The 25,939-nt window shown below is 35.2% G+C and carries 26 protein-coding genes; 9 read left to right on the top strand and 17 right to left on the bottom strand.

Going from position 1 to position 25,939, the window contains the following annotated elements:
* The first annotated feature begins 34 nt into the window (after positions 1-34).
* The 3 genes from VHP32_10850 to VHP32_10840 are packed head-to-tail and all read left to right on the top strand — an operon-like array spanning position 35 to position 2,693.
* The gene (locus tag VHP32_10850; GenBank protein ID HEX2788393.1) at positions 35-733 is read left to right on the top strand and encodes a M23 family metallopeptidase; all 699 of its coding nucleotides are present in this window, start codon (positions 35-37) and stop codon (positions 731-733) included.
* The gene (locus VHP32_10845) at positions 723-1,565 is read left to right on the top strand and encodes an exodeoxyribonuclease III (GenBank protein ID HEX2788392.1); all 843 of its coding nucleotides are present in this window, start codon (positions 723-725) and stop codon (positions 1,563-1,565) included. The genes VHP32_10850 and VHP32_10845 overlap by 11 nt, the downstream gene beginning before the upstream one ends.
* A gap of 15 nt (positions 1,566-1,580) precedes the next feature.
* Entirely contained in the window at positions 1,581-2,693 is a 1,113-nt protein-coding gene (locus VHP32_10840) for a zinc-binding dehydrogenase (protein ID HEX2788391.1), read from the top strand.
* Here VHP32_10840 and VHP32_10835 read toward each other — a convergent pair.
* The 3 genes from VHP32_10835 to lpdA all read right to left on the bottom strand — a co-directional run bounded on the left by VHP32_10835 (position 2,690) and on the right by lpdA (position 5,424).
* Complete coding sequence (locus VHP32_10835) at positions 2,690-3,307, bottom strand: hypothetical protein (protein ID HEX2788390.1); 618 nt, start codon at positions 3,305-3,307, stop codon at positions 2,690-2,692. The genes VHP32_10840 and VHP32_10835 overlap by 4 nt on opposite strands.
* 37 nt (positions 3,308-3,344) lie before the next feature.
* Positions 3,345-3,770 (bottom strand): YtxH domain-containing protein, encoded by a 426-nt coding sequence (locus VHP32_10830; protein HEX2788389.1) that lies wholly within the window; start codon positions 3,768-3,770, stop codon positions 3,345-3,347.
* A gap of 247 nt (positions 3,771-4,017) precedes the next feature.
* The gene (lpdA, locus tag VHP32_10825; protein HEX2788388.1) at positions 4,018-5,424 is read right to left on the bottom strand and encodes a dihydrolipoyl dehydrogenase; all 1,407 of its coding nucleotides are present in this window, start codon (positions 5,422-5,424) and stop codon (positions 4,018-4,020) included.
* Positions 5,425-5,619: 195 nt separating this feature from the next.
* On the opposite strand from lpdA, the gene VHP32_10820 reads away from it, so the two are divergent.
* Positions 5,620-5,850, top strand: a complete 231-nt coding sequence (locus VHP32_10820) for a DUF2905 domain-containing protein (GenBank protein HEX2788387.1) — start codon at positions 5,620-5,622, stop codon at positions 5,848-5,850.
* Here the strand turns inward: VHP32_10820 and VHP32_10815 are convergent.
* The gene (locus VHP32_10815) at positions 5,847-6,911 is read right to left on the bottom strand and encodes a hypothetical protein (GenBank protein ID HEX2788386.1); all 1,065 of its coding nucleotides are present in this window, start codon (positions 6,909-6,911) and stop codon (positions 5,847-5,849) included. The genes VHP32_10820 and VHP32_10815 overlap by 4 nt on opposite strands.
* A 7-nt stretch (positions 6,912-6,918) precedes the next feature.
* Here VHP32_10815 and VHP32_10810 point away from each other — a divergent pair, with 7 nt between their 5' ends.
* The 3 genes from VHP32_10810 to VHP32_10800 are packed head-to-tail and all read left to right on the top strand — an operon-like array spanning position 6,919 to position 10,460.
* Positions 6,919-8,472, top strand: a complete 1,554-nt coding sequence (locus tag VHP32_10810) for an ABC transporter ATP-binding protein (GenBank protein ID HEX2788385.1) — start codon at positions 6,919-6,921, stop codon at positions 8,470-8,472.
* A gap of 2 nt (positions 8,473-8,474) precedes the next feature.
* A complete protein-coding gene (locus VHP32_10805) occupies positions 8,475-9,509 on the top strand; it encodes an ABC transporter permease (GenBank protein ID HEX2788384.1) in 1,035 nt (344 codons plus the stop codon).
* 42 nt (positions 9,510-9,551) lie between these two features.
* A complete protein-coding gene (locus VHP32_10800) occupies positions 9,552-10,460 on the top strand; it encodes an ABC transporter permease (protein ID HEX2788383.1) in 909 nt (302 codons plus the stop codon).
* 250 nt (positions 10,461-10,710) lie between these two features.
* On the opposite strand, the gene VHP32_10795 is transcribed toward VHP32_10800, so the two are convergent.
* The 9 genes from VHP32_10795 to VHP32_10755 form a co-directional block, all read right to left on the bottom strand.
* Complete coding sequence (locus tag VHP32_10795) at positions 10,711-11,565, bottom strand: NAD(+)/NADH kinase (GenBank protein ID HEX2788382.1); 855 nt, start codon at positions 11,563-11,565, stop codon at positions 10,711-10,713.
* Positions 11,562-11,882, bottom strand: coding sequence for a DUF1844 domain-containing protein (locus VHP32_10790; protein ID HEX2788381.1), 321 nt, complete (start codon positions 11,880-11,882; stop codon positions 11,562-11,564). Before VHP32_10790 ends, VHP32_10795 begins: the two co-directional genes overlap by 4 nt.
* Before the next feature lie 10 nt (positions 11,883-11,892).
* On the bottom strand, positions 11,893-12,999 hold the full coding sequence (locus tag VHP32_10785; GenBank protein HEX2788380.1) for a lipase family protein: 1,107 nt from the start codon (positions 12,997-12,999) through the stop codon (positions 11,893-11,895).
* 106 nt (positions 13,000-13,105) lie between these two features.
* Positions 13,106-14,281, bottom strand: coding sequence for an O-antigen ligase family protein (locus tag VHP32_10780; GenBank protein ID HEX2788379.1), 1,176 nt, complete (start codon positions 14,279-14,281; stop codon positions 13,106-13,108).
* A 4-nt stretch (positions 14,282-14,285) separates the two neighbouring features.
* Positions 14,286-15,143 carry a glycosyltransferase gene (locus VHP32_10775; GenBank protein ID HEX2788378.1) on the bottom strand — a complete coding sequence of 286 codons (858 nt, stop codon included), beginning with the start codon at positions 15,141-15,143 and terminating at the stop codon, positions 14,286-14,288.
* Positions 15,140-16,972, bottom strand: a complete 1,833-nt coding sequence (locus VHP32_10770; GenBank protein HEX2788377.1) for an ABC transporter ATP-binding protein — start codon at positions 16,970-16,972, stop codon at positions 15,140-15,142. Before VHP32_10770 ends, VHP32_10775 begins: the two co-directional genes overlap by 4 nt.
* A complete protein-coding gene (locus tag VHP32_10765) occupies positions 16,969-17,727 on the bottom strand; it encodes a glycosyltransferase family 2 protein (GenBank protein HEX2788376.1) in 759 nt (252 codons plus the stop codon). Before VHP32_10765 ends, VHP32_10770 begins: the two co-directional genes overlap by 4 nt.
* 2 nt (positions 17,728-17,729) lie before the next feature.
* Positions 17,730-18,542: a glycosyltransferase family 2 protein gene (locus VHP32_10760; protein ID HEX2788375.1), complete on the bottom strand. Its 813-nt coding sequence runs from the start codon at positions 18,540-18,542 to the stop codon at positions 17,730-17,732.
* Positions 18,542-19,369 carry a glycosyltransferase gene (locus VHP32_10755; protein HEX2788374.1) on the bottom strand — a complete coding sequence of 276 codons (828 nt, stop codon included), beginning with the start codon at positions 19,367-19,369 and terminating at the stop codon, positions 18,542-18,544. The genes VHP32_10760 and VHP32_10755 overlap by 1 nt, the downstream gene beginning before the upstream one ends.
* A 76-nt stretch (positions 19,370-19,445) precedes the next feature.
* Here VHP32_10755 and VHP32_10750 point away from each other — a divergent pair, with 76 nt between their 5' ends.
* Entirely contained in the window at positions 19,446-20,759 is a 1,314-nt protein-coding gene (locus tag VHP32_10750; GenBank protein ID HEX2788373.1) for a Clp protease N-terminal domain-containing protein, read from the top strand.
* Positions 20,760-20,857: 98 nt separating this feature from the next.
* Positions 20,858-21,175 carry a quaternary ammonium compound efflux SMR transporter SugE gene (sugE, locus tag VHP32_10745; protein ID HEX2788372.1) on the top strand — a complete coding sequence of 106 codons (318 nt, stop codon included), beginning with the start codon at positions 20,858-20,860 and terminating at the stop codon, positions 21,173-21,175.
* A gap of 9 nt (positions 21,176-21,184) precedes the next feature.
* Here the strand turns inward: sugE and VHP32_10740 are convergent, their stop codons facing one another.
* The 4 genes from VHP32_10740 to VHP32_10725 form a co-directional block, all read right to left on the bottom strand.
* Positions 21,185-23,281: a tetratricopeptide repeat protein gene (locus VHP32_10740; GenBank protein HEX2788371.1), complete on the bottom strand. Its 2,097-nt coding sequence runs from the start codon at positions 23,279-23,281 to the stop codon at positions 21,185-21,187.
* Between the two features lies 1 nt (position 23,282).
* Positions 23,283-23,780: a DUF6790 family protein gene (locus VHP32_10735; protein ID HEX2788370.1), complete on the bottom strand. Its 498-nt coding sequence runs from the start codon at positions 23,778-23,780 to the stop codon at positions 23,283-23,285.
* 77 nt (positions 23,781-23,857) lie between these two features.
* Positions 23,858-25,510: an acyl-CoA carboxylase subunit beta gene (locus VHP32_10730; protein HEX2788369.1), complete on the bottom strand. Its 1,653-nt coding sequence runs from the start codon at positions 25,508-25,510 to the stop codon at positions 23,858-23,860.
* A gap of 40 nt (positions 25,511-25,550) precedes the next feature.
* Positions 25,551-25,922: a four helix bundle protein gene (locus VHP32_10725; GenBank protein ID HEX2788368.1), complete on the bottom strand. Its 372-nt coding sequence runs from the start codon at positions 25,920-25,922 to the stop codon at positions 25,551-25,553.
* Between the last annotated feature and the right edge of the window lie 17 nt (positions 25,923-25,939).

Below are 25,939 nucleotides of genomic sequence, written 5' to 3'. Positions count from 1 at the left end.
GTTTAATTACCCCTTAGAAAAGGGGGTTGGGGGGTTGTCTCAGGATTCTCTGCAATCCCTTGCAAACAAATGGGATGCTCTTGATAAGAAAATCGTTCTTAAACAAGTCGAAGATATAGATGAAGCAGTTGAGGAAATTGATTATCTCAATGCTGAATTAAAAAAGTTGTACTATAAATCAGGCGGAAAAAATGTTAAGCGCAATGATTGGGTTTTCCCTCTGAAGAACTGGACATCAATTTCTCATCGGCAGAACGGCAATGATTACATAGAAGAAAAGTTTGACTATTTTGATGGAAGCAACACAATAGGTCATCCCGCGCATGATATTATGATTCTGGATAACGATAAAGATTTGCTTGATGATTCAACAGGCAAGCCCGTTGATATAGTGAGCATGTCATCAGGGATTGTTGTTGCAACCGATACAACCTGGAAAATCGGCTCACTGCTTCGCGGCGGGAAATATGTTAAGATTTACGATGTAACGAACGACAAGATGATTTATTATTCGCATCTTTCGACTGTCAATGTCAAGCCCGGTGACATAATAAATGCCGGTGATAAAATTGGCGAGGTTGGAAGAACAGGACGCAAGACAATTTTGCCTGAAGGAAAGACACATTTGCATGTTGCGCTTTTATATTTCGATGATGGATATCCAATGCCTGAACCGATTATAAAAGATATTTTTTCAACAAAAGAAAAATTTTTGAAAGAAAATGCCCGTTAAAAAAACTACAAAGACTGTAACCAAAACTACTACAAAGAAACCTTCCAAAAGCTCCAAAGGAAATCAGATTAAAATTTATTCCTGGAACGTGAACGGAATCCGTGCTATCGAGAAAAAAGGTTTTCGCGACTGGATAAATAACTGCGCAGGTGACATTGTTTGTTTGCAGGAAACAAAAGCGCAGCCCGACCAGATTACCGACAGCTTAAAAAACATCGGCAGTTATAAATCTTATTGGTTTTCTGCGCAGAAAAAAGGTTATTCAAGCGTTGCGATTTATTCAACTATTGAGCCGCAGGCAATCGTTAATGGTCTTAACGTCGAGAAATTTGACGTCGAAGGTCGCGTTATTTTTGCCGAGTACGATAAGTTTGTTCTTGCGAATGTTTATTTCCCGAACGGCGGCAGAGGACCTGAGCGTGTTGAATTCAAATTAGATTTTTATGACGGTTTATTTTATTATCTTAACAGAAATTTCAAAGGCAGAAAAGGAATTATCGTAACGGGTGATTATAACACCGCGCATCAGGATATTGACCTTGCAAAACCCGACAGATGGAGCAAGGTTTCCGGTTACCTTCCCGAAGAAAGAAAATGGATTGACCATATTGTGAATCTTGGTTACACCGATGTGTTCAGATTATTTAATAAAGAAGGCGGACAATATACATATTGGGACCAGATTTCGAGAAGCCGCGACCGCAACGAGGGCTGGCGAATTGATTATTTTATGGTGTCAAATGAGTTTGTGCCTTATGTAAAAGATTGCAGAATTTATCCCGAGATTATGGGCAGCGACCATTGTCCAATCAGTGTAACAATTGAAGTCTAAGTCAATTAAATCAAAATGAAAGCTGCAGTCCTGCATCAGGTTGGAAAAATTGAAGACTTAGAAAAAAATCTTCTTGTCGAAGAAGTTGACACCCCCCAAATAAATTCCGATGAAGTTTTAATCCAAATTAATTATGCTGCTTTAAATCACCGTGATGTATTTATTACTCAAGGATTGTATTCGGGCATAAATCTCCCGTGTATTCTTGGTTCAGATTGCAGCGGTGTAGTTGTTGAAAAAGGAAGTAATGTTAAAAATGTTTCCGAAGGCGATGAAGTGGTTGTTAATCCGTCACTCAATTGGGGTGATAACGAAAAACACCAAATAGAAAAAAATTATAAAATACTCGGACTTCCCGATAACGGAACGTTTGCAGAGTATCTTAAAATCAATAAATATTTCGTTCACAAAAAACCCGGCAATCTTTCAATGCTCGAGGCAGGCGCTCTTCCTCTTGGCGGTGCAACCGCTTACCGTGCAACGATTTTAAAAGGTGATATTAAAAAAAATGAAAATCTTTTAGCCGCAAGAAAAGGCAAACTTGGTTACAGTGCTGTTACTTCGCAAAGTATGATTATAAAATCAAATATTAAAAATAATGAAAATGTTTTAGTAACGGGAATCGGCGGGGGAGTCGCAACGTTTGCATTACTGTTTGCTCTTTCAAGAACACCGAATGTTTTTGTAACTTCGGGTAAGGATTCTAAAATTCAGAAAGCAAAACATCTCGGAGCAATAGATGGTGTGAATTATAAAAACGAAAACTGGTCTAAAGAGCTTCTGCAAAAAATGAATTATAAAATCGATGTGATTATCGATGGAACAGGCGGTGAACCATTAGCAAAGCTTATGGAAATGTGCTCTTATGGAGCAAGGATTGTTTCTTATGGCGCAACGCTTGGTGATATTCCGAACTTTGCAGTGCGCAGAATTTTCTGGAAACAGCTTCAGTTATTGGGCACTACTATGGCTTCTGACAAAGATTTCAAAAAAATGCTGGAATATGTTGAGGTCAATAACATAAAACCCGTTATCGATGATGTATTTGAGTTAAATAATATTGCGAAAGCGTTTAAAAGAATGGAATCCGGTCAGCAGTTTGGGAAAATTGTAATAAAAATAAACTAATCTTTTCTTAATTCCTCGAGTTTTTTTCTCACTTCATTCAATTCCTTATCTATATCATCAAATTCATTCTGAAATTCCTGTGAAGAAAAATAATCTTCTTTCTTTTCAGGTATATCAACTTCAGCGGAAAGTTTTAAAGAGGGGGATTTGCGTGTAGCTTTGAATGATTTATATTTCTCAATAAATGTTTTTACTCCCTGAACGATGCCGCTATATGTGTGGATGGTATCCATAATGCTCGGCTCGATGTTGCGCTTAATCTTCTGTTCAAATTCAACGATATCATCGACAGCATATTTCACTTTGTCAACGGCTGAGTTGACTGTATCCATCGTGGTATTAGCTTTTTCGGTAATCATATTTGCCGTATCAATGAATGTGTTAAATTTTTCAATTGATGGTTCAATTTTTGTCTTAATTTCGGCGAAGTTTTTATTTAAGTCATCAACTTTAACTTTCACGGCATCAACGCCTTTTATCAACTTTGAAACCAAAATTACAAAAAAGAGAAAAAGCAAAAGCACGATAATGTTAATTGCAATCTGTGTATAAGTTAAGATTTCGTTTCCCATCGTTATAAAATTGAAAGTTAAGAAAGAGATATCCCCGCTCATAAGTAATGAACGGGGATATTTTAAAGATTATAAAAGATTAATTATCGGACTTATTTTTTTCTTTGTTGTAAGCCTCTACACCTGCATTGAAAGCATCTTTTATCTTGCTTGCTTCAACGTTCATTTTATCTTTTGCAGTTGAAAAAGAATCTGAAGCTTTGCCTTTTGCATCGGTTAAGATTTTGTTGGCATCATGAATTAAAGAATTTGCTTTTTCCTTTGCTTCGTGAATGAGCTTCTCCGATTTTTTCTTCCCTTCATTAATCATTGTCTGGGCTCTTTCTTTTGCAATCTGCATAAATTCAGATGTATCGTCAATGAATTCATCTTTTTTGATTTTGATGTCTGCTCGCAATTCACGTCCGCTTTTAGGCGCATATAGTAAAGCTACAATGCCTCCAACTATGCCGCCTGCAAGTAATCCGAGTAAGAATCCTTTTGTTCCTCTGTTATTGTCTTCCATTTAAATCTCCTTAATTTTATAAAGTTTTCATCTATAGTAATTATAACTTATCAAATTATAACCACTATAGACGTATAAAAATTTATGTATATATTGGATATTAATCAATTGAAAAGATTATATACCCGAAAGTAAAAATGTCACCCTGTACTGGTTTCAGAGCCAAAAACTTTAATTTCTTTATGAATTTTTGCTTGGATTCCCGCGTGACCCATAGGGTACCCCGCGGGAATGACAACCGGGAGTTTTATATATTTATTGCCTCGCCGTGAGCCACGCCTGCTGCCTCAAGAATAGACTCCGCATATGAAGGATGCGCATGAACAGTCTGAATTATGCTTTTTCCTGTTCCTTCAAGTGTTTTTGCCATCACAAGCTCACTGATAATCTCAGTTGCTTCAGCTCCAACAATATGCGCTCCGATTAGCTCATCAAATTTCTTGTCAAAAATCAGTTTTACCATACCTGCAGTTTCTCCAGTTCCGCGCGCTTTTCCGTTTGCAGAATAAGGAAACTTGCCAACTTTAACTTCGTATCCTGTCGCTTTTGCTTTTTCCTCGGTTAAACCGACTGATGCAACCTGCGGTATGCAATATGTACATCCCGGAATGTTTAAATAGTCTAAATCGATTGCATCCAGCCCTTTTATTTTTTCTACGCAATTAACTGCCTCAGCAGAGGCAACATGAGCAAGAAATGGTTTTCCTTTCGCGTCAATCAATGCGCAGTCGCCGATTGCATAAAATCCGGGAACGTTTGTTTTGTAATCCTTATCAACCTTAACAGTATTTTTGTAAAGCTCAATTCCGGCATTTTCAAGTCCCATGTCTTCAATGTTTCCCATAACACCTATTGCAAGCAACACACAATCGGATTCAAGGGTTTCATTTGTCTTGCCTGAAACTTTTGTAAGAACTTTGTTGCCTTTCACTTCTATTGATTCTGTCTTTGTGTCTGTAAAAATCTTGATTCCTTTTTTCTTGAACTCCTTTGCAACAACGTCTGAAATTTCTTTATCTTCTACAGGTAAAATGCTTGGAAGCATTTCAATTATTGTAACTTCAGTTCCGAAAGCATTATAGAAGTATGCAAATTCAGCTCCGATTGCTCCGCTTCCGACGATAACCATTGTTTTGGGCACTTTTTCCTGAATCATTGCTCCGGTTGATGAAAGAATTTTTTTCTCATCGAATTTTATTCCGGGCAGAGTCCTTGCTCTTGCGCCTGTTGCAATAATCGTATGCTTGCTTTTAATTGTCTCAAGCACTTTTCCGTCTTTGCCTGTAATTTTTATTGTCTTATCTTTATTTATGTATGCACTTCCTACAAAAACGGTAATTTTATTTTTCTTCATCAAATATTTTACACCCTGCTCAGATTTATCGGCAACACCTCTTGACCTTGCAATGATTTTTGGAAAATCAAATGAAATATTATCAGCGCTGAGAGCATAATCTTTCAAATGTCCAAGCGTATTCATTATTTCCGCATTTTTCAGCAATGCTTTTGTCGGGATACATCCCCAATTAAGACAAACTCCGCCCAAACGGTCGCGTTCAATAATTGCAGTTTTAAATCCTAATTGTGCCGCTCTCACCGCTGCGGTGTAGCCGCCCGGTCCGCTTCCTATTACAACCACGTCAAATTCTTGCATCTTTTATAGTATGTTTTGTGTTTAATAATATTATGAGAATATATAAATTAACTATACTCTTTTTTTAACTCAATGTAATACGAAATCTAAAGCGAAACTTGTAAAAAATGTTCGAAAAACTCTTTAAATCCATCTTGTTTATTACATCGATTATCATAATAATCGCAATTGTTATTCTTATTTATAATTATTTCGATGAACTCTTATAATTTAGGAAAAATATTAATTTATACGGGGATTGTAATTGTTGTAGTTGGAGGGATTTTAATGCTCTTCAATCGTATTCCTTTTATCGGCAAGTTGCCCGGCGACATTTCAATCAAAGGAAAAAACTTTGAGATTTATTTCCCGATTGTAACGTGCATTGTAATCAGTATAATTCTTTCTCTTATTTTTTACTTGATAAGATATTTTAAATCAAATTAGTAACTCAATAATTCTTCGATTTTATTTTTAATTTGTTTTATGTCGGAGGAATTTAATGTCCTCACGGGTGCGTCTAAATTCTCAAAACAATTTTCAATAACCATCCTTAATACGCGGTTTGAAATAATTTCAAGTTCTTTATGGTCATAAATAATTAATACCTTTCCGCATTTATTTACTGAACCGCATATTAATCCTTCGTTTACATCAGAAATGTTTAAAATTGTAAGAAGGTTGAATTTTAAATCGTCACTATAAAGCTTCTGAACATCATCGTTTAATTTACTCTTGCCGATTAATATCACCAATAGCTCATCACTTTCGCCGCTTAGTTCATAAGCATTAAATTCCTCTGCTGAGCCGGGATTATCATTAAGAGCTTCTTCTTTAATCGTATCAAGTTCTTTTTTTGAAAAAATTTTATTTTCTTTTAAGTAATTTTCAAAACTTTCCAATGAAGTAATTCCGGTTACTTGATTAAGAATCACCAGAGGTTTATTCCCTTTTTTGAAGCTATTAACTCCGGATTTTATATGATTAAATGTTTCAAAAAAATTGTTTTCATCAACTTCAATTAAATTAATAACCGCAGGATTCAAAATATTCAAATTATTAATGTCATCAGTATTAATATTAAAAATAATATTTAATTCATGCTCGCGTGAAGTTAATAAATTATCCAATAATTCTCCTTTCGCATTTGAGTCATAACTCAAATCAACAAGAACAATTTCATCACTTAAATTTTCTTTATGCTCAAACGCTGTCTTCATTGGTATTAAATATTTCGTAATGTCGTTTGAGTTTCTGAAAATTTTATTTTTTTCATTTGAACCCCATAACATTTTATAAATCGATGTGTCGTTATCCGTATAAACCCAATCGCTGTTATGCTTCAGGAGCAGGCAAAGAATAGCCTGAGTAATACCTGATGATTGATTTTGGATTGATGAGTATAAAACCAAAAATTTATAAATTTCCTTGAATTGTATCTCGGAGAGACCGCAGAGATTATCGGTAACGGGTTTTTTCTTATTTGACCTTTTTCGTTCCTGTTCCAATAAGCTAATGATTATTAATTCATTAAATATAAATCAATTGTTTAGTATATTAAAGCCAATTGAAACAAGCATCTACAGTCCAGTGCAGTCTTTAGAGTTTAGAAACATCTCAAAAAACTTCGGTAATTTTTGCGCATTAAAAAATATTTCTCTTCAAATTCCCGTTAATTCAATTTATTGCCTTCTCGGAGAAAACGGCGCGGGAAAGTCTACGTTAATGAAAATCCTTGCAGGCGTTTATCAGCCGGATTCCGGAAGCATTTATTTAAGTGGCAGTGAAATAAATTTTTCTTCGCCGCATGATGCAATTGATAAGGGAATCGGGATGATTTATCAGCATTTTATGCTTATCGAGGACTTTACCGTTCTTGAAAATGTGATTCTGGGCAATGAGTTTGTAAAAAATGCCAAAATAGATTTCAAAAAAACATATAAAATTTTAAATGATTTAATTGCAAAATATAATTTAAATCTCGATTTAAAGAAAAAAATTTCTACGTTGAGCGTAGGTGAACAGCAAAAAGTTGAGATACTTAAAATACTTTATAGAAATCCCGATATAATAATTCTCGATGAGCCGACCGCAGTTTTGTCTCCCGATGAAATTAAAAACCTGTTTGCAATTATAAAAAGATTTAAGGAAGAAAATAAAACCGTTATTCTCATAACTCACAAGCTTAATGAAGTAAAAGAAATCAGCGACTATGTCTCGGTTCTGCGAAGAGGCGAGTTAGTTTTTACCTCTGAAACAAAAAATCTTGATATAGATAAACTTGCATTTGAAATAATAGGAGAGAAGTTTGAAATTTCAGATTTTGAAAAACAAATAATTGATGATGAAAGCGTTCTTCTTGAATTTCTAAATGTGAACACTTCCTCGATTGAAAAAAATAATCTCAAAAATTTTTCATTTAACTTAAATAAATACGAAATTCACGGTATTTGCGGTGTTGAAGGAAACGGCCAAAGTGAACTTGTTGATATTCTTGCCGGATTGGATGAAGACTTTTCAGGGGAATTAAATTTAAAAACAAAAAAAATCTCGGTTGTTCCTGATGACAGAATAAAAAAAGGATTAATTGCCGAATATGATATTCCGGAAAATATTTTTATTAAATCTTCACAAAATATTTATAATAAAAGCGAGCATAGAGATAACTCTCTAAGGTTAATTTCGAAATATGATATCCGGACTCCCGATGTTCTTCAAAAAACAAAATACTTGTCGGGAGGAAATCAGCAAAAAGTAATTTGCGCTCGTGAAATTGAGCTTGGTAATGACATTCTTGTCTTTTATAACCCGACGCGAGGCATAGATATCAAAGCCACTTATTCAATTCAGTCAAAAATTATCGATGAACGCAATAAAGGCAAAGCAGTTTTGCTAATCTCATCGGATATTGATGAGTTACTATCTTTGTCTGATAGATTAAGCATCATTTATCGCGGTGAGATAATTAAGACCTATGAAAAAAATGAATTTCAGAATTTATTGCAGGAGGATAGAAATCTTCTTCAGCAGGAAATAGGAAAATTAATGATTGGAATAAAGCTTAAATAAAATTGAATAAAGAATTAAAGATAAATACCATTTCAATCTCGCTTTCTTTAATTATTACTCTCGTAATAATTACTTTATTCCTGTTTACGCTCTCAAAAAATCCTTTTGAAATATATTCCGTTATGCTCGGTGAAGTGTTCGGGAGTTTTTACGGCTTCGGACAAATGCTTTTTAAGGCAACACCATTAATTATCATCGGATGCGGACTTGCAATTTGTTTTCACGCATCGTTGTTTAACATCGGCGCAGAAGGACAATTAAATGCAGGTTCGTTTGTTACAGCAATTGTTCTTGTTGCATTGAGTGACCTGCCGTTTATATTAGCATTTATTATCTCTGTTGCCTGCGGTTTTTTAGTTAGCGGATTGTTCGGGCTTATTCCTGCAATCATAAAAATCAAAAAAGGTGTAAATGAAGTCATTACAACTATAATGATGAATTTCATAATTCTTTATCTTGTAAATTATTTTTTAATGAATTTCTTTACAGTTCCTGCAACCCAGCGAACGATAAAAATTCCTGAGAGTTTTATGTTGCCGCAGGCATCCGATTTAATTTCCGCTTTTCAGGGTTCTGCATTAAACATAACTTTCATATTTGCAATCCTTCTTGCTTTGATAATTTATTTTATTATTTACAAAACAAGATTTGGCTACAACATCCGCGCGGTTGGCTTTAATGAAATTGCATCCGCATACATAGGTTTGAAGCCTGCAAGAATAACTTTGCTTTCATTTTTTATCGGAGCAGGTGTAATTTCCCTTGCGGGAATTAATTTCGTAATGGGTTATAAAGGTTATTACGAATTCGGTTACACAAACAATATCGGCTTTACTGCAATTGCAGTTGCGCTTCTTGCTCGCAATCATCCCATTGGAATAATTTTTTCAGCCCTACTATTTGCATTTTTGGATTTTGGTGGATTGGCAGTTAATCAGATAATTCCAAAAGAAGTGATTCTTGTAATTGAGGCGCTTGTAATTTTGAGCATCATATCGGTTAATAAACTAACCGAAAATTATTTTAATAAAACTTAAGAAGTCATCCTCGCGAAAGCGGGGATCCCAATACGTCAGAATTTGGAAATTCTTTCAACAATATTTTCAGTTGCATTTTTAGCGCAGGTAATCCGCCTGATGACTCCGTATTATCTCGGTGCTTCCGGTGCGAATTTTTCCGAACGTGGGGGAGTAATAAACATTGCAATAGAAGGATTTATGATTTCAGGGGCATTTTGCTTTGCCTTATTCAGCATAACATTCGGCAATTCAATGCTCGCATTATTTTTAACTCTTCTAATAAATTTACTTCTTGCAGGTTTTTATTCTTTGTTTGCGCTGAAATTAAAGCTTAACCAGATTTTAATCGGTGTCGGGTTTAATATGCTTATTACCGGACTTGCAAAATTTTTTATGATGTTAATTTTTCAAAGCTCAAGCAACACCTCAAGATTTGATGAGCTTCCAAGATTAGAATTTTTAAGAATCATTCCTTTTGTTGGTGATGTGCTGTCCGACTTTATTATTCTTTTTGCCATTGCTCTGATTTTCATTTCTAATTTCCTTCTCTATAAAACGAAGTTTGGTTTGAGACTGCGCGCGTGCGGAGAAAATCCCGAAGCTGCAGAGTCATCAGGCGTGAATGTTCATCTTTATAAGCTGTATGGAATTTTATTAAGCGGATTTCTCAGCGGGCTTGGCGGAATCTGGCTTGCATCAGTACAGAATAGTTACTCCGATGGAATGATTGCTGGCAGGGGATACATCGCAATTGCCGCAATGATAATCGGGAAGTGGAAACCTGTCAATATTTTCTTTGCGTGTTTACTTTTCGCTTTCTTTGAAGCGCTTGAAATCAGCCTGCAGATTGTGGAAACAGGATTCCCAACGCAGTTTATACAAATGCTTCCTTATTTAATAACGATTTTGGTTTTGATTGGATTTATCGGTAAGACGAAACCGCCTGCCGCAGATGGCGTGCCTTATTAATTTTTTTAAATAATAAAGTATCCTCCTTAATAAAGGTAAATACAAAATTTGGAGAAAATTTAAATAGCCACGAGCTTTAGCTCGTGGTTGCTTATTGTTAAAAATTTTGGCTTTAGCCGCAAATAAATTAATGGCTAAAGCCCTAAACTTCAAAATCTTTACTCCACGAGTTAAAACTCATGGCAAAGTATTTTTATCCAAAATAATATATAGTCATCTTAATAAAGGGGAACAAAGGGAGTTGTAAAAATTAGTTTCTTACATCTTTACCCCAGAACAATTTTCTATTCAAGGTATTAAAATAATTCGAACGCTTACGTTTTATTATCTTAATCGAGTAATCGGCTTTAGTAATTTTAAATTCTGCCGGAGCTTTAAAATTTTTGAATTCCTGTCCGTCAGATGTAACGCGCACGTCAACATTTTTATTTACACGAATGTTTATCTCTCCATTATCAGGGAAAATAATCGGTCTTACGGTCAAGGTATGCGGACAAATCGGAGTAGATATAAAAACTTTGCTGTCAAGCGTGATAATCGGTCCTCCGGCTGACATTGAATACCCGGTTGAGCCGGTCGGAGTTGAAAGAATAATCCCATCGGCAACAAACTTGACAACTTTATTTGAACTATAATCAACCTCAAGTTCTATCATTCTTATCGAATTCGCGCGGTCAATAACAATGTCATTCAACGAGTAAAAAAATTTACCTCCCGGCAATCTCGTTTTTAGAACAACCCTTTCGCTTAATCTATAATTTTCGTTCAGAATATCTTTCAATAATTCCGAAAGGTCCTTCACCGAAAACTCAGCCATAAAACCGAGGTTACCTGCATTGATGCCAAGTATGGGTATCCCGCTGGCACCTATTTTCCGGGCGGTATAAAGGAAAGTTCCATCTCCACCTAAAGAAATAATAAAATTTACTTTTTTAAGAATGTTTGAAAACTTTGTGCAATGCCTCGATAAAGATTTATCAAGTCTGTTTTTAAAAGAATCATCTATATAAAACTCAATATCTTTTTTAGCAAAAAGATTTGCAACCTGATTTAAGATTATGCAGACCTGCTCTTTATTTATATTTCCCGTTATTCCGAAAATCATTTGTTTTCTTCGCTTGATGCGGAATCCTGTGACGGTAATTCAGATGCTCCTGCGCTTTCTTTATTTTTCTCATTGACATAATTAAGTTTCAATTCAGCCAAAACAGCATCAATAAATCTGGTTTCGGATTCATCCAGATTACCTGCAGTTTTGTTTTTCAGCATTTCGACCATGTCAATTGAAATTTCAGCCTGCCCTAAATCACGCTCGATTTTATTTGTCATCGGATTATGAATCTTGCCAAGCTGCATCATGGTCTGCAGGTGAAAACTGTGAATGAGTGCTCTAAATAAATCTAAATTCTTTTCTTCGCTCATTATATAAATTTTATTTATCTAAATAATTTTTTTGTAGCAAATACATATAAGGTTGAATCAGATGATTCTCAAATAAATAAGGCAAGTTTAACGTTTTAACATAATCATAATAATCCGGTGTAACCATCAAAACAATAGGAACACCTGCAGGATAATAATCCATTGTCTTCGCGTAGCTCGGCTCGCCAAGCTTTGGAAGATATTTACTGATTGAAGTCATGTATATTAAATTTCCCATATAATCATTCAGAATATCCCGCGCGTTGGTAAGCGAATTTGCAATTTCACCTACCATCAAATCAAATATTATTTTATCTATCAAGCCCATTTTAGAAGTAATGGAATCCAAATCACTGTAAGGATTTACCTTACTGAAATCATCTAACGTTTGAACAGTCAAAGGAGTTTCAGGCACCCAGTCTTCTGAATTATAAACTCTCAGAGACCATCCGCCTTTGGTAATGTTATCATAATCATAAGCATAAAAAAGATTTCCGGGTTTCGGCGGAGCGCTTGAGTATGTTTTGAACTTTACATCACCAGGAATCTGTCCTTCCCTGAAATAATACAAATAAGAAGTAAGCAAATATGAGATTGCGCCTCCCTGGCTGTGACCCATTATAAGATAGTCTTTCACGCCTTTACTATAATATTCATTTATTTTTTTTACAATGTCAGGTGCGAGACTTGCCATGCCGATGAGCCATCCTGAATGCACAAATGCCCGCGGATGCTCTGCGAGCTTATATGCAAAAATATTTTCAGGAGATATTATTATTGTTCCCGTTGCAGGGGTCATTGCGGCATAAAAATCCTCAGCCCATGAATTCGTCTGAAGCGTTGTTCCTCTGATGCTTATAACTCCGACAGAATCATCTCTCAGCCACAAATCCCAGCGGTTATCGAGCCCGACTGAATCAGACCGGTAAACCATTTCATATCCCTGAGGCACAGCAAATGGCAGTGTATTCCATATTGAAGTATCGACCTGATGATCTGTTATGCTGAGCATTGCAGAATATTCTACAGGGTCAAAATACGGCTGCAATTTATTCTGTGCGGTAACAAAATTAAAACTGATAAAAATTAAAAAAATAGAAAAAATGATTTTTCTCATTCTTATTTTTTAATCTTTTTTTAATTTGCAAACTGTTTAATCTTAAATTACTAATTAATAGTGTAATCATAAATCCTAATCACGTAACCCTAATTGTAAATTTAATTTACGTAAAGCTATTTGGTTTTGTATATAAAATAAAAATACTAAGGATTACACTGTAAGTAATATTTCCTATCGGGTCAAATGAACCCCCTGCAAAAAAGAAAACTGATAATGCAAGAAAAATTCCGGTTAACACATACTTATAATTTTGAAGTATTTTTTTATCGCGGATATATTTCAAAAAATTAATACACACAAATACATATATTGAGACATAAATCAATAAAGCAAATATCCCGCGTTCCATATAAATTTGTACAAAGTCATTGTGCCAGCTATTGATGCTTTTATCGACAATTTCATTCTTTAATGGAAAAATAATGCTAAAGGTGTTAGGACCAAAACCTGTAACAGGACGTTGCCCCATTAGCTGTATAAATCCCTGCCACAGAAAATTCCTGTCACTTGTAAACTCGGTAATGTTTAACAGCATACTGAACCGTTCATTCACTTCGGGAACGAAAATTAGTGCAAGAACAGAAACAATTATTAGTAATAAAAGCAAAAATCTTTCTTTCATAATCCCGCATATTAAAATCAAAATTCCTGCGGCAACCCAATGCACACGGTTTAAAGTAAAGAAAATTCCGGCAAAAATTATGATGATAAATATATACCAATAAATTTTTTTCGGGAATATTTTTTCGTTCTTTGCTGAAAAAAGTCCAAGTGATAACACAGAAGTTAAATATATTCCCAGTGTGTAATATCCGCTTGTAGTTGATTGCGCTCTTTCAGACCATTCAAGAAAAAAACTCAAAGAACCGTATATCGATGCAATTAAAGCTGTAGTAAAAAGAAAAGAAAAAATTAAATTTAATTTTTCTGAATTAAGGTTATTAATCGCATACAGGCAGGCAATGAATGAAAAATTAAAAATAATTATGAAAGGAATATTTTTGCTGCTTGCGGTAAAATCAACTGATAAAAAAACCGATATAAGGCTAAGTACCGCAAATAGTGAATACAGATAAACAAGAGTATTTTTTAAAAAAGAAAAATTCTTCTTAAAAATTATTAATGCAAACGAAAAAATTATAGTGAGTGAAACTAAAAACTGCCCTGCCGCGGTAGAAAAAATATTAAAAGTTATAAGCAAAAGAAATAAAATCCATAGAATTCTTCTGCTTGTAGAATCGTACGAATCGAGTTGTAAGTAAGAGCTTAATTTATTCAATCGTTTAGTTGAAAATTTTCTTAAGTCTTTTAGTTACCGGATGAAAAAAAATCAGAATTTTTCTTATCCAATCGGGTTTTTGTTTGTCTAATTGAGCATCAAAATTCCAACGGCTTTCTGCTATGCGTTCCTTCATAACTTCAGGATGCGGTTCATTAAATTTTTTCAGATTGCCAATTTCATCATAATTCTGAAGCTTTGAAATTTTTTCCTGAATTTTCTCAGAATCATTATATAGCAGCTCAAAGTCTATTCGTTTTTTAATAAGCTTTTCAGGCGGACGAACCCAACCGTAATGATAAATCTCTGCATTAATATCTTTGACAAACAGCTTGCTCCCATCTTTATGCCTGAAATCCATCGCATCACCCCATGAAACTATGTCATCTCTTCTTCTGATGACCCGTGATTCTTTTGGGTACCATTTCCGGTAATTATCCTGATAGTAGTCATAGCTTCCGTAAAAATGTTTATATCTGAATCTTAATCCCTCAACTTTTTCCTCATTCAAATATTTTTCCATCGCATTACGGACTACAGGATAATATTTTTCATGCAAGACTTCATCCGACTGAATATAAAAGCACCAATCGCCGGAACATTTTTTTAATGCTTTATTAGTTTCTTCGGATAAAACCAATCCGTCCTTCAGCTTGTCATCCCATTCGCTTTCAAAAATTTTTATCTTCTTGTCATTAATTGTTTCAGCGATTGATTTAACTGCTTCAAGAGTTCCATCCTTTGACTTACCAACGTTAATAATCATCTCATCGCATAAGGGAAGAATGGAAAGAATGGCTTCCTTAAACGGATAAACATACATAATCCCGTTTCTAATAATCGTAAATCCGGAAACTCTCATAAATTTGTTTCCTGAAATCTGAACTGCATGTTATAAAGTTTTTTGTAAAGCCCGCTTGTGAGAAGCAGTTCCTGATGCGTTCCGGTTTCTACAATTTTTCCTCTTTCAAGAACAATTATCTTGTCTGCATTTTGTATTGTCGAAAGACGGTGAGCAATAACAATTGAAGTTCTGCCCTGCATAAGGGTTTCAATTGCCTGCTGGACAAGTATTTCAGATTCCGTATCGAGCGCAGACGTTGCTTCATCCAGAATAAGTATCGGAGGATTTTTCAAGAGTGCTCTTGCAATAGATAATCGCTGTCTTTCACCGCCGGAAAGTTTTACTCCGCGGTCACCGATTAATGTATCATAACCGTTCGACAGTTTTTCGATGAACTTATGCGCGTTGGCAGCCTTTGCAGCTTCAACAATTTTTTCAATTGGAATTTCATTTTCACCATAAGCAATATTATTTTGAACAGTATCATTAAACAAAATCGTTTCCTGATTTACAATGCCCATCAAACTTCTGAGCGATTCAATCTTAATCTTTTTAATGTTTGTTCCGTCAAAAAATAAATTTCCTTCAGTTAAATCATAAAATCTCGGAATCAAATCTACAAGCGAAGTCTTTCCCGCACCGCTTGGACCAACAATGGCAATGATTTGTCCTTTCTTAACTTCAAGATTTATATTTTTAAGTATGTAATCACTTCTCTCATATTTAAATGAAGCATCTTTGAACTCGATATTATTCTTGAACTCTTTCAGCTCAACTGCATCAGGTGCATCTTTTATTTTTGTTTCCGTATCAAGAAGGTCAAAAACTCTCTCTGCAGCCGCAGAACCTTCTTTGTAGCTGTTAAAAACTTGTCCGAAAAGTTTCAGCGAAGGCATCATCTGAAAAAACACTGCAAGATAAAAAATAAATCCTCCCGGCGTCATGTCACTTTGCCCTAAAAGAATTTCCTGTCCAAAGAAATAAAGAATAATAACTATGGTAAGAACTCCAATTGTTTCCGATATAGGTGAAGCTAATGCTCTTTTCCTGAAAATCTTTACCATCAAATCAAAATAAGAATTATTTTCCTCATTGAATTTTTTCTTCTCATAATTTTCCATTCCGAATGCCTTCACTATCCTGATAGCGCCAAGCGTTTCATCGAGTGTAGATGTAATATCGGAAATCTTTTCCTGTGACTTTCTGCTGCTTCGCTTCAGCGAGTTGCCGATTTTACTTAAAATAAAAGCTGTTACCGGTGAAAGAAGAAAAATTATAAGTGTCAGTTTCCAGTTGAATAAAAATAATACAATCGAAAACACGATTATCGTCGGAGGGTCGCGGAACAAGCTGTTCATAACTGCTATCACCGAGTCTTTTATAATCTGAATGTCATTTATTATACGCGATATTAAATTTCCTTTGCGCTCTTCTGTGAAAAAGCTCAGAGGTAATTCAAGGTAATGTTTATATAAGTCGAATCTCAAATCTTTTAGAATTCCTTGTTCGACAAACGCCATATAATATGACTGCAGGTAACTGAAAAGATTTTTTAACGCGAATGTGATGAGAATCAGCAAACATAAATATTTCAGAACATCAAGCTTATCATATTGCGTTACAATCTGTCCGAAATAATTTACAATCATGTCCTTAATGTCAAAGACAGATGTTACCTGTGAGGGCGCAACGGTCGGAGTTTCTTTAAACAATAAATCAATAAACGGAAAAATCATCATTAATGAGAGAAGGTTGAAGATGACAGTCAGCACCGTAAAAACATTTGACAGCATCAGCTTCTTAAAATACGGCTTTACGTATCTGAATATTCTTCTGTAAATTTTCATTTAGCTTCAGGTTTATTTTGTATTTCACGCATCTTCATATATGTCAAAAGTTTTGTTATCATGTGAAAATATGAAACCATCAAGCCTGTTATTCCTTCAAGAAATCCTGCCTGGAAGACAAACTTTTTAATGAATTCAAAAGACGGAATGAAAAATAAATATAAAAAAGTAATTTTTTTCTTATTTGATTTTTCAATTGCTGACAGGGAGGAATAATGATTTATCTTCTCCGTAAATTCTGAAATTGAATTTACAGTATAATGCAAAATATCATTTTTTAATTTTCCGGTATCACCTTTTACTTCATAACCCTCGTGAACAAGTCGGTCAGTGATTTTCACAAAATTTTTATCAAATAATCTTAATTTATAATCAGGATACCATCCGCAGTGCTTTACCCATTTATTAAGAAAAAAACTTTTGCGCGGAATATAAAACCCTTTTGTCTGTAAATTAGCCGGTGACAAAATTGTTTTTATTTCAGTTGCTAAATCACCCGTGCATCTTTCATCGGCATCAAGAACAAACACCCAGTCATTTGAGACTTTCGTTAATGCAAATTTTCTTTGATTGGAAAATCCTTTCCACTCATTAAAAAAAAACTTATCCGTATATTTTTTTGCTATCTCAACTGTTTTATCGGTGCTTCCTGAATCAACAACCACGATTTCATCGAACCATTGAATGCTTTTCAAACACTCTTCAATGTTCTTTTCTTCGTTTTTACAGATTATAATACCGGAAATTTTTTGCATAATCAGACCCGGCTTTTTTGCTTTTGAAAATCGGAAACGGTAATCGGTGGAAGCTCCAGTTTATTTGCAGCTGAATACTGATATTCCCAAAGTTTTGAATACAAAACTAAATTATAAATGGCAGAATATAATGCAAGAATAAATCCCTGCATTTTATCCTTATAACCTTTTTGCCCGATAAACATTCTCAAAAAAGTTGATAGAGGATTTAAAATTAACTTATACCATTTAAATTTTTTGTTTTTATCTATCCTTTCGGAAACGTGCAATGATGTATAGCTATTTATTCTTTCAAGATATGCAAATAAATTTGAATATGTGTAATGATAAATCTTGTTTTGAAGCTTTCCTGCCGTACCATTTGGACGAACCGAACCATGCACTTCAAGATGATTGAACTTAATTTTTCTTTTATTGAATAACCTGAATTGATAATCGGGATACCACCCGCCATGAGATATCCATTTCCCGAGAAAATATACCTGCCTGTTAATTTCAAAACCGCAGTAATTACTTAGAGAGTTTGCATCCAAATTTTGTATTTCTGAGATTAATTCAGGACTGAGCTCTTCATCGTGATCCAAAACTAAAATCCACTCGTTAGAAGCTTTCCTGATTCCATATTCAAGCTGTCTGCTGTAACCTAAATATTCTTTTTGCTCAAGCTTAACATCAAACTTGTTGAGAAGCTCAAGAGTATTATCTTTACTGAATGAATCTATTACAATAATTTCATCTGCCCACTTTACGCTGTTTAAACACCGCTCGAGATATTCACCGCTGTTGTATGTGAGTATTATAACTGATAGTTTCATTAAGCGGTTTTAGTTAATCCATTTTGGCACATAAAATCATCTCTTTGTTTTACTTCTTCATTAAAGTATTTCAAATTTTTATGCTCTTCTTTTGTCTTAGGATGATATAAATGATATTGAATTGCAAGATTGCGGACTGATTTCATTTTATATCCGGCTTTGCGCAATCTGAATTCAATATCAGTGTCTTCGCCAATCCCCGGACCTATATAATTTTCATCAAAGCCGTTTATCTTAATCAAGGCATCTCTATGTAAAGAAAAATTTGAGCCAAGCAAATGAATGTCCTTTCTCAAAATCGTATCTCTCACCATTTTATTTTTTATCAGCAATCCTTCTTCAAGTGCATAAGTACTCGTTTTCTTTTTCAGAAAATTATCTATATACACCGTGATATTTTTTCTCTCGAGATATTTTTTTTCAATGAGTTCGGGAGTTAAGCTTTCCGAAACTCTTTCACCAAGATATACTCTTCTTCCTCCAAGCACTGCATCTTTTTCTTTATTTTGTAGATGCGAGTTCACAAAATCACTATGCGGAATGCAATCGCCGTCAATAAAAATCATATAATGCGCTTTCGCCTGCCTGATTGATTCATTTAAAATTTTGTTCTTGCGAAATCCGTCATCCTCTTGCCAGACGTGATTAATGGATAAACTTGAACTACTGTTGTAGCCACTAATAAACTTTTTCATTTCGTCAGCTGAGCCGTCGTCAGCAATTATTATTTCAAAATTTTTAACGGTCTGAATTTTAAGTCCTGAAAGAACAAGTTCGAGCTCACGAACCTTATTATATACCGAAATTACAACTGTAGCATCGAACATACTGTTAAAATATGTATATATACATAAATCTTACAGTTAATTATATTTACATAAATACATTAATTCGACAATAAATATGGCATTTAATTTCAATAAACTCACGCTAAAATCTCAGGAAGCCCTTCAGGAAGCTCAGCAGATTGCTGCTGACAATTCAAATCAGCAAATCGAACCCGAACATTTATTTGCAGCATTAATTAAAGACCCTGCAGGAATAACTTCCTCAATCTTGATGAAGCTTGGAGTAAATAAAGATTTAATGGCTTCACGTAATGAGGAATTTATCCGTGCATTCCCTAAAGTTTCAGGTGCAAGCGCAGGCAGCGCAACAATTTCAAGAGATACCTCTGATGTTCTCGATGCAGCTTCTAAGGAAGCATCTGCAATGAAAGATGAATATGTTTCCATTGAACATTTATTATTAGGCATTGCTGAAAATAAAAGAAGTAAAATAGGGGAACTGCTTCGAACCGAAGGTGCAAATAAAAATAATATACTAAAAGTTTTAAAAGATGTTCGCGGTTCCGGAAGAGTAACGGGACAAAATCCTGAAGAAACTTTTCAGGCGCTTCAAAAATACGGACGCAACTTAAACGAGCTTGCTGCAAAAGGAAAGCTTGACCCTGTAATCGGACGCGATGAAGAAATCCGCAGAGTGCTTCAGGTGCTTTCACGCAGGACTAAAAACAATCCTGTTCTCATCGGCGAGCCGGGTGTCGGCAAGACTGCAATCGCAGAGGGCATTGCTCACAGGATAATTCAGGGGGACATTCCTGAAAATTTGCGTGACAGACAAATTATTGCTTTGGATATGGCTGCGCTCATAGCAGGCGCTCAATATCGAGGGCAGTTTGAAGAGCGACTTAAAGCTGTTCTCAAGGAAGTGAAAGAATCCGAAGGAAAAATAATTTTGTTCATTGATGAGCTTCATACTGTAGTCGGCGCAGGCGCATCGGAAGGCTCAATGGATGCATCTAACATGCTTAAGCCTGAACTTGCAAGAGGGGACTTGCGCTGTATCGGGGCAACGACTCTTGATGAATATAGAAAATACATAGAGAAAGACCCTGCGCTTGAAAGAAGATTCCAGCCGGTATTTGTAGCACAACCCGATGTTGAGGACACAATAACGATTCTTCGCGGTTTAAAAGAAAAATATGAAGTTCATCACGGTGTTAGAATAACTGACGGCGCAATTGTTGCCGCCGCGCAACTATCCGACAGATACATTGCCGATAGATTTTTGCCGGATAAAGCAATCGATTTAGTCGATGAAGCTGCTTCAAAGCTTCGAATTGAAATAGATTCAATGCCTGAAGAACTCGATACCATTGAACGAAAAATTAAACAGCTTGAAATCGAACGAGAGGCACTAAAGAGGGAATTGTAGTTTTAGTTGGTAGGACAGACATTCCTGTCTGTCCCGACAGGCAAGAATGCCTGTCGTACTAAATAATTATTTACAAAGATTAAATATTCGAGATGAACATCCAATGGCTTATACTCATCATCGCGGGACTTTTTGAAGTCTGTTGGGCAATCGGATTGAAATATTCCGAAGGTTTCACAAAACTCGGATGGAGCATTTTTACCATTATCACGCTTGCAATTAGTATGCTCCTCCTTGCGTACTCATTAAAATCATTGCCTGTGGGAACGGCTTATGCAGTATGGACAGGCATCGGAGCAATCGGCACGGCAATACTTGGAATGTTTTTATTCAACGAATCAAAGGATGTTTTGCGGATTGTTTTTATACTTCTGATAGTAGCGGGAATTGCAGGATTGAAATTCGTAACGAAATAATTTCGTGGATTAAAAAACTTTTTTAAACTTTATAATAAACGTTGCGCCTTTTCCTTCTTTGCTCTCAACTTCGATTTTACCTTTCATAGATTCAACCAATCTTTTTGTAATGGAAAGACCGAGTCCCGAACCCTCATATTTTCTGACTAAGCCCTCGCTTCCTTGTCTGAAAGAATCAAAAATAAATTCCATCTGGTCAGGAGCAATGCCGATTCCCGTATCGGAAACTTTTATAATCAAAAAATTTTCATCCTGATAAAGAATAATATCAACCTTTCCTTTTGAGCTTGTGAACTTAATTGCATTATCTATTATGTTGACAAGTATTTTTCTTAAGGCATATTTATCAAGGTTGACTATGATAAGAGGTTTCGATGTTATCAGGTTCAAGCTGATTTTTTTCTTCTCGGCTTTTTTCTTGAACGTTGTCATCAGTTCATAAATCAAATCCATCAGATTGAACTTTGCATATTTCAGATTGTAATCACTGTTCTCAAGCTCTGAAAATTCAAGAAGCTGATTAATCGAGTTCATTAATCTTTCAGCACTTTCGTTTATAGTCTCTGAAAGCTCATATTCTTCAGTGTTTTTTCCTGAAAGCTCTTTCAAAATTACCGATAATCCCAAAATTCCGTTCATAGGTGTCCTTAACTCGTGACTCATATTCGCAAGAAAATTAGATTTGAGCTTGCTCATTTCCTCAGCTTTTTCTTTGGACTCCTTAAGCATCTTTTCATTTTCAAGAAGAATTTCATTTTTTATCTTAAGCTCATTATAAAAAATTTCGAGCTTATTTTTTTGTTCTTCGATTTCATTATATAAAAGTTTTTCCTGTTTTTCTTTTTCATATTTAATCTTCATGTCGGAAATTCTCTTATTGTACTCGTCCTTGAATAGCGCATCTTTTATCTGCGAATATTTCTCATGATACACATAAGCATTCTCAAAATCTTTTTTTATCGAGCTTAATTCGGACATATATTTATAAATATCAATTAAAACCGTGTTAAGCTTATTTTCTTTTGAAATTTTAAGTGATAAAATAAAGTACTCTTCGGCTTTTTTGTAATTTTTAATTCTGAAATAATATACTCCCATGTTTAGATAAACATTTGCAAGCCCTGTCTGATTTTTCAGTTCACTATTTATTGCAATTGCTTCATCAAAATATTTATCGGGGTTTTCATGCTTCAGCTCCGATACAACCTCAGCGATTTTTGTAAGTGCATAGCCGGATGCGTTCTTATCGCCGATTTCTTTTGCAAGTGCAAGTGATTTTTCCTGATAAAGAAATGCCTGATTAAAATCTTTTTTAAGTGAGTGAATCACACCCATATTGTTAAGAATCTGCGAAAGCCATCTTTTTATTCCGAGAGAATTGAGAATGTCATATGCTTTCTTATAATTCTCGAGTGCAAGGTCATATTCCTCAAGGTTTTTGTAAACGTTTCCAATGTTATTGAGAGTAATCGCTCTTGACTGGTTGCGGTTAAGTTCTTCCTGAACGTTTAATGCTTTAAAATAAAAATCCAGAGCTGAGTATAAATCACCTGTATGCGCATTTAGATTCCCGATACTGCTGTAAGAAAGCGCAAGACCTTCCTTGTCATTATTTTTTAAGTCAATCTCGAGAGCTTTATAAAATAATTTCGTTGCATCGTCGAACTTTCCGATGTCTTTATATAAATTACCAAGATTTAAGCTGTTTGTGCTTATGCCCTTCGTATAATTTATTTTCTCATTTATGGTTAAGGATTGCTGGTAGTATTTAATTGCTTCGTCGGTCTCGCCGAGATTGACAAAGCAATTTGCAAGCTGATTATATGTTCTGCTTGTCTGAATCTCATTATTTAATCTTTCACGAATCTCAACACATTTGAGAAGACTATCGAGAGCGACTTTGAAGTTGCCGAGGCGTGAGTTTATCATTCCGATGTCACCAAGACAATTTGCTATGCCTTCATCATCATCTGCCTTTTTATATAATGCATGAGCCTTGTCGAGGAGCTCAAGAGAATCATTGAAATGTTCGTTCTTTAAAGCAGTCTGAGCTTGTTCTAAAAGTGAATTTGCCTGGGTTAAGGTGTCAGCTTTTTTTTCTTTCAAATTAGTTAGTTTGTCGTTGAGCTTTCTTTAGTTGAAGGTCATAAAAGAAATATAATATCAATCCAAGGATGGGAAATATTAAGTCGGTATATAAAATTATGCCCGCATTGTTCGGGGCATAATCGTGATTGTTTACAATTTGAACTACGTGCCCGATTCCATCTGCAAACAAAAATACCCCACTGCCGATGATTGTTGCTAACCAGAATTTTTCTCTAATCCATATGCATAAAACTCCTAAAACTCCGAACGCAAGATTGGCAAAAGCAACTTCTGTCTGAAAAGGACTACCCGTTGGCCATCCGATTGACTGAGCAACTTCATTTGCCATAAAAATATGCGCATATGCAGCAAACAAACCGGTGATACCAATGGTAAATACGATATAATACATCAGAATGATTTCCAGTTTTTTATGCTTCTCTTGAACATTTGCAGGTTTCCTGAAGATATGTATTGCTGCAAAAACCATACCTAAAACAAAAAAGAAGAGCGTCATATTTTATTGGTTAATTTTCACAAATTAATAAATTAGAACAAAATTCACTAAGCAAATAATAATCGAAAAGTAAGTATTCAGGTTTGTATTACACCGGGATTGAACTTAGGAATGTCTGGATTATGATTTGAAAGCTCAATGCAATAAGAAACAACCTCCCGTGTTTGGGCAGGGTCAATTATTCCATCAATCCATAATCTGCTTGCAGCATAAAGAACATGAGTTTGCTCGTCATATCTTTTTTTGATTTCTTCGAGAAACTCCTTTTTTTCTTTCTCGGTAATTTCCTTGCCTTCTTTTTTCAATTGACCGAGTTTTATATCCAGAAGTACATTGCTTGCCTGTGAGCCCCCCATAACGGCAATCTGCGCATTTGGATACGCAAAAATAAATCTTGGGTCATAAGCTTTTCCGCACATTGCGTAATTTCCCGCGCCGTAACTGTTGCCTACAATAATTGTAATTTTCGGAACAGTAGAGTTTGCGACAGCATTAACCATCTTCGCACCGTCTTTAATAATTCCGCCTTGCTCAGAGCGTGAGCCAACCATAAACCCTGTTACGTCCTGCAAAAATAAAATCGGTATTCGCCGTTGATTGCAGTTCATTATAAATCTCGCACCTTTGTCGGCGCTGTCGGAATAAATAACTCCGCCGAACTGCATCTCGCCTTTTTTTGATTTAACTATGCTGCGCTGATTGGCAACAATACCAACCGCCCATCCGTTGATTCTTGCATAACCCGTGATTATCGTTTTTCCATACTCCGGCTTGTATTCATCAAAATCGCTGTTATCAATAATTCTTGCAATGACTTCATACATATCATACGGCTTTGCAGGGTCATCACCTAAGCAACCATAAATTTCATTAACCGGATATTTTGGTTTAACACTTTCTACTCTGTCAAATCCTGCAACAGGGAAGTCGCCGAACTTGCTTACAAGACTTCTGATTTTTTCTATGCATGTTTCATCATCGGGCATTTTTTCATCTGTTATTCCTGAAATTTCAGTTGTAACAGTTGCTCCGCCTAAAGATTCATTATCAATGCTTTCACCAATCGCTGCTTTAACCAAATGCGAGCCTGCAAGAAATATGCTTCCGGTTTTATCAACGATTAATGCTTCATCACTCATAATAGGGAGGTAAGCGCCGCCCGCTACACATGGTCCCATAATTGCTGCAATCTGCGGAATGCCAATCGAGCTCATCACAGCATTATTTCTGAAAATTCTTCCGAAGTGTTCTTTGTCAGGAAAAATCTCATCCTGCATTGGAAGAAAAACTCCAGCAGAGTCAACAAGATAAATTATCGGCAGATGATTCTCCATCGCGATTTCCTGTGCGCGAAGATTTTTCTTTCCCGTGATAGGGAACCATGCTCCTGCTTTCACTGTCGCATCATTAGCAACGATAACGCAGTCACGCCCCGATACTTTTCCGATACCAAATACCGTTCCCGATGACGGAGCGCCGCCGTATTCTTCATACATTCCGTATCCTGTGAATAAACCTATTTCCTGAAAATACGAATCTTTATCTATTAATAAATTAATTCTCTCACGGCAGTGTAGTTTTTTCTTTTCGTGAAGTTTTTGAATGGCTTTCTCACCGCCTCCAAGCTTAATCTTATCACCGGTGGAATTTATTTTGCGAAGAAGATTTTTTTGGTAATCTTCCCGAGCATTAAACTGATTGTCTTTTTTTATGGTGGATTTCAGTATCATTAATTATTTAGTCAAAAAGCAAAAGTAAAAAGGCAAAAAATTATTTAGTTGATTGTAACATTTTAGTTAGCAGAGCAAATACTTGATTAAGATATTCATAAATTTTATCACAATTATCTTTACTTAAAAAATTTAATTTAAATGAAATTTCGAGTTGAGTGTCCAGTTCAACTAATGACGACCTCGCGATTTGATAAAACCTCTTTCTTTCGATTAAAGAACTTCGAGAAGCTCCTTCTGAAATATTTGAAACAATTGAGACACTTGCGCGTCTTATCTGGTTTGTTAATCCAAAAGTCTCAGTTTTAGGAAAATTTGAAGTAGCATTGTAAATTTCTTTGACGAGACTAACACCTAATTCCCATGCTTTTAAATTTTTGTGATTTAACTTAAGGAATTTTGGTTCGTCCAATTTATTTTTGCTTTTTT

The organism is Ignavibacteria bacterium (assembly GCA_036262055.1).
Lineage (GTDB): Bacteria > Bacteroidota > Ignavibacteria > Tepidaquicellales > Tepidaquicellaceae > DATAJP01.
This window is presented reverse-complemented; position numbering and strand designations above follow the sequence as displayed.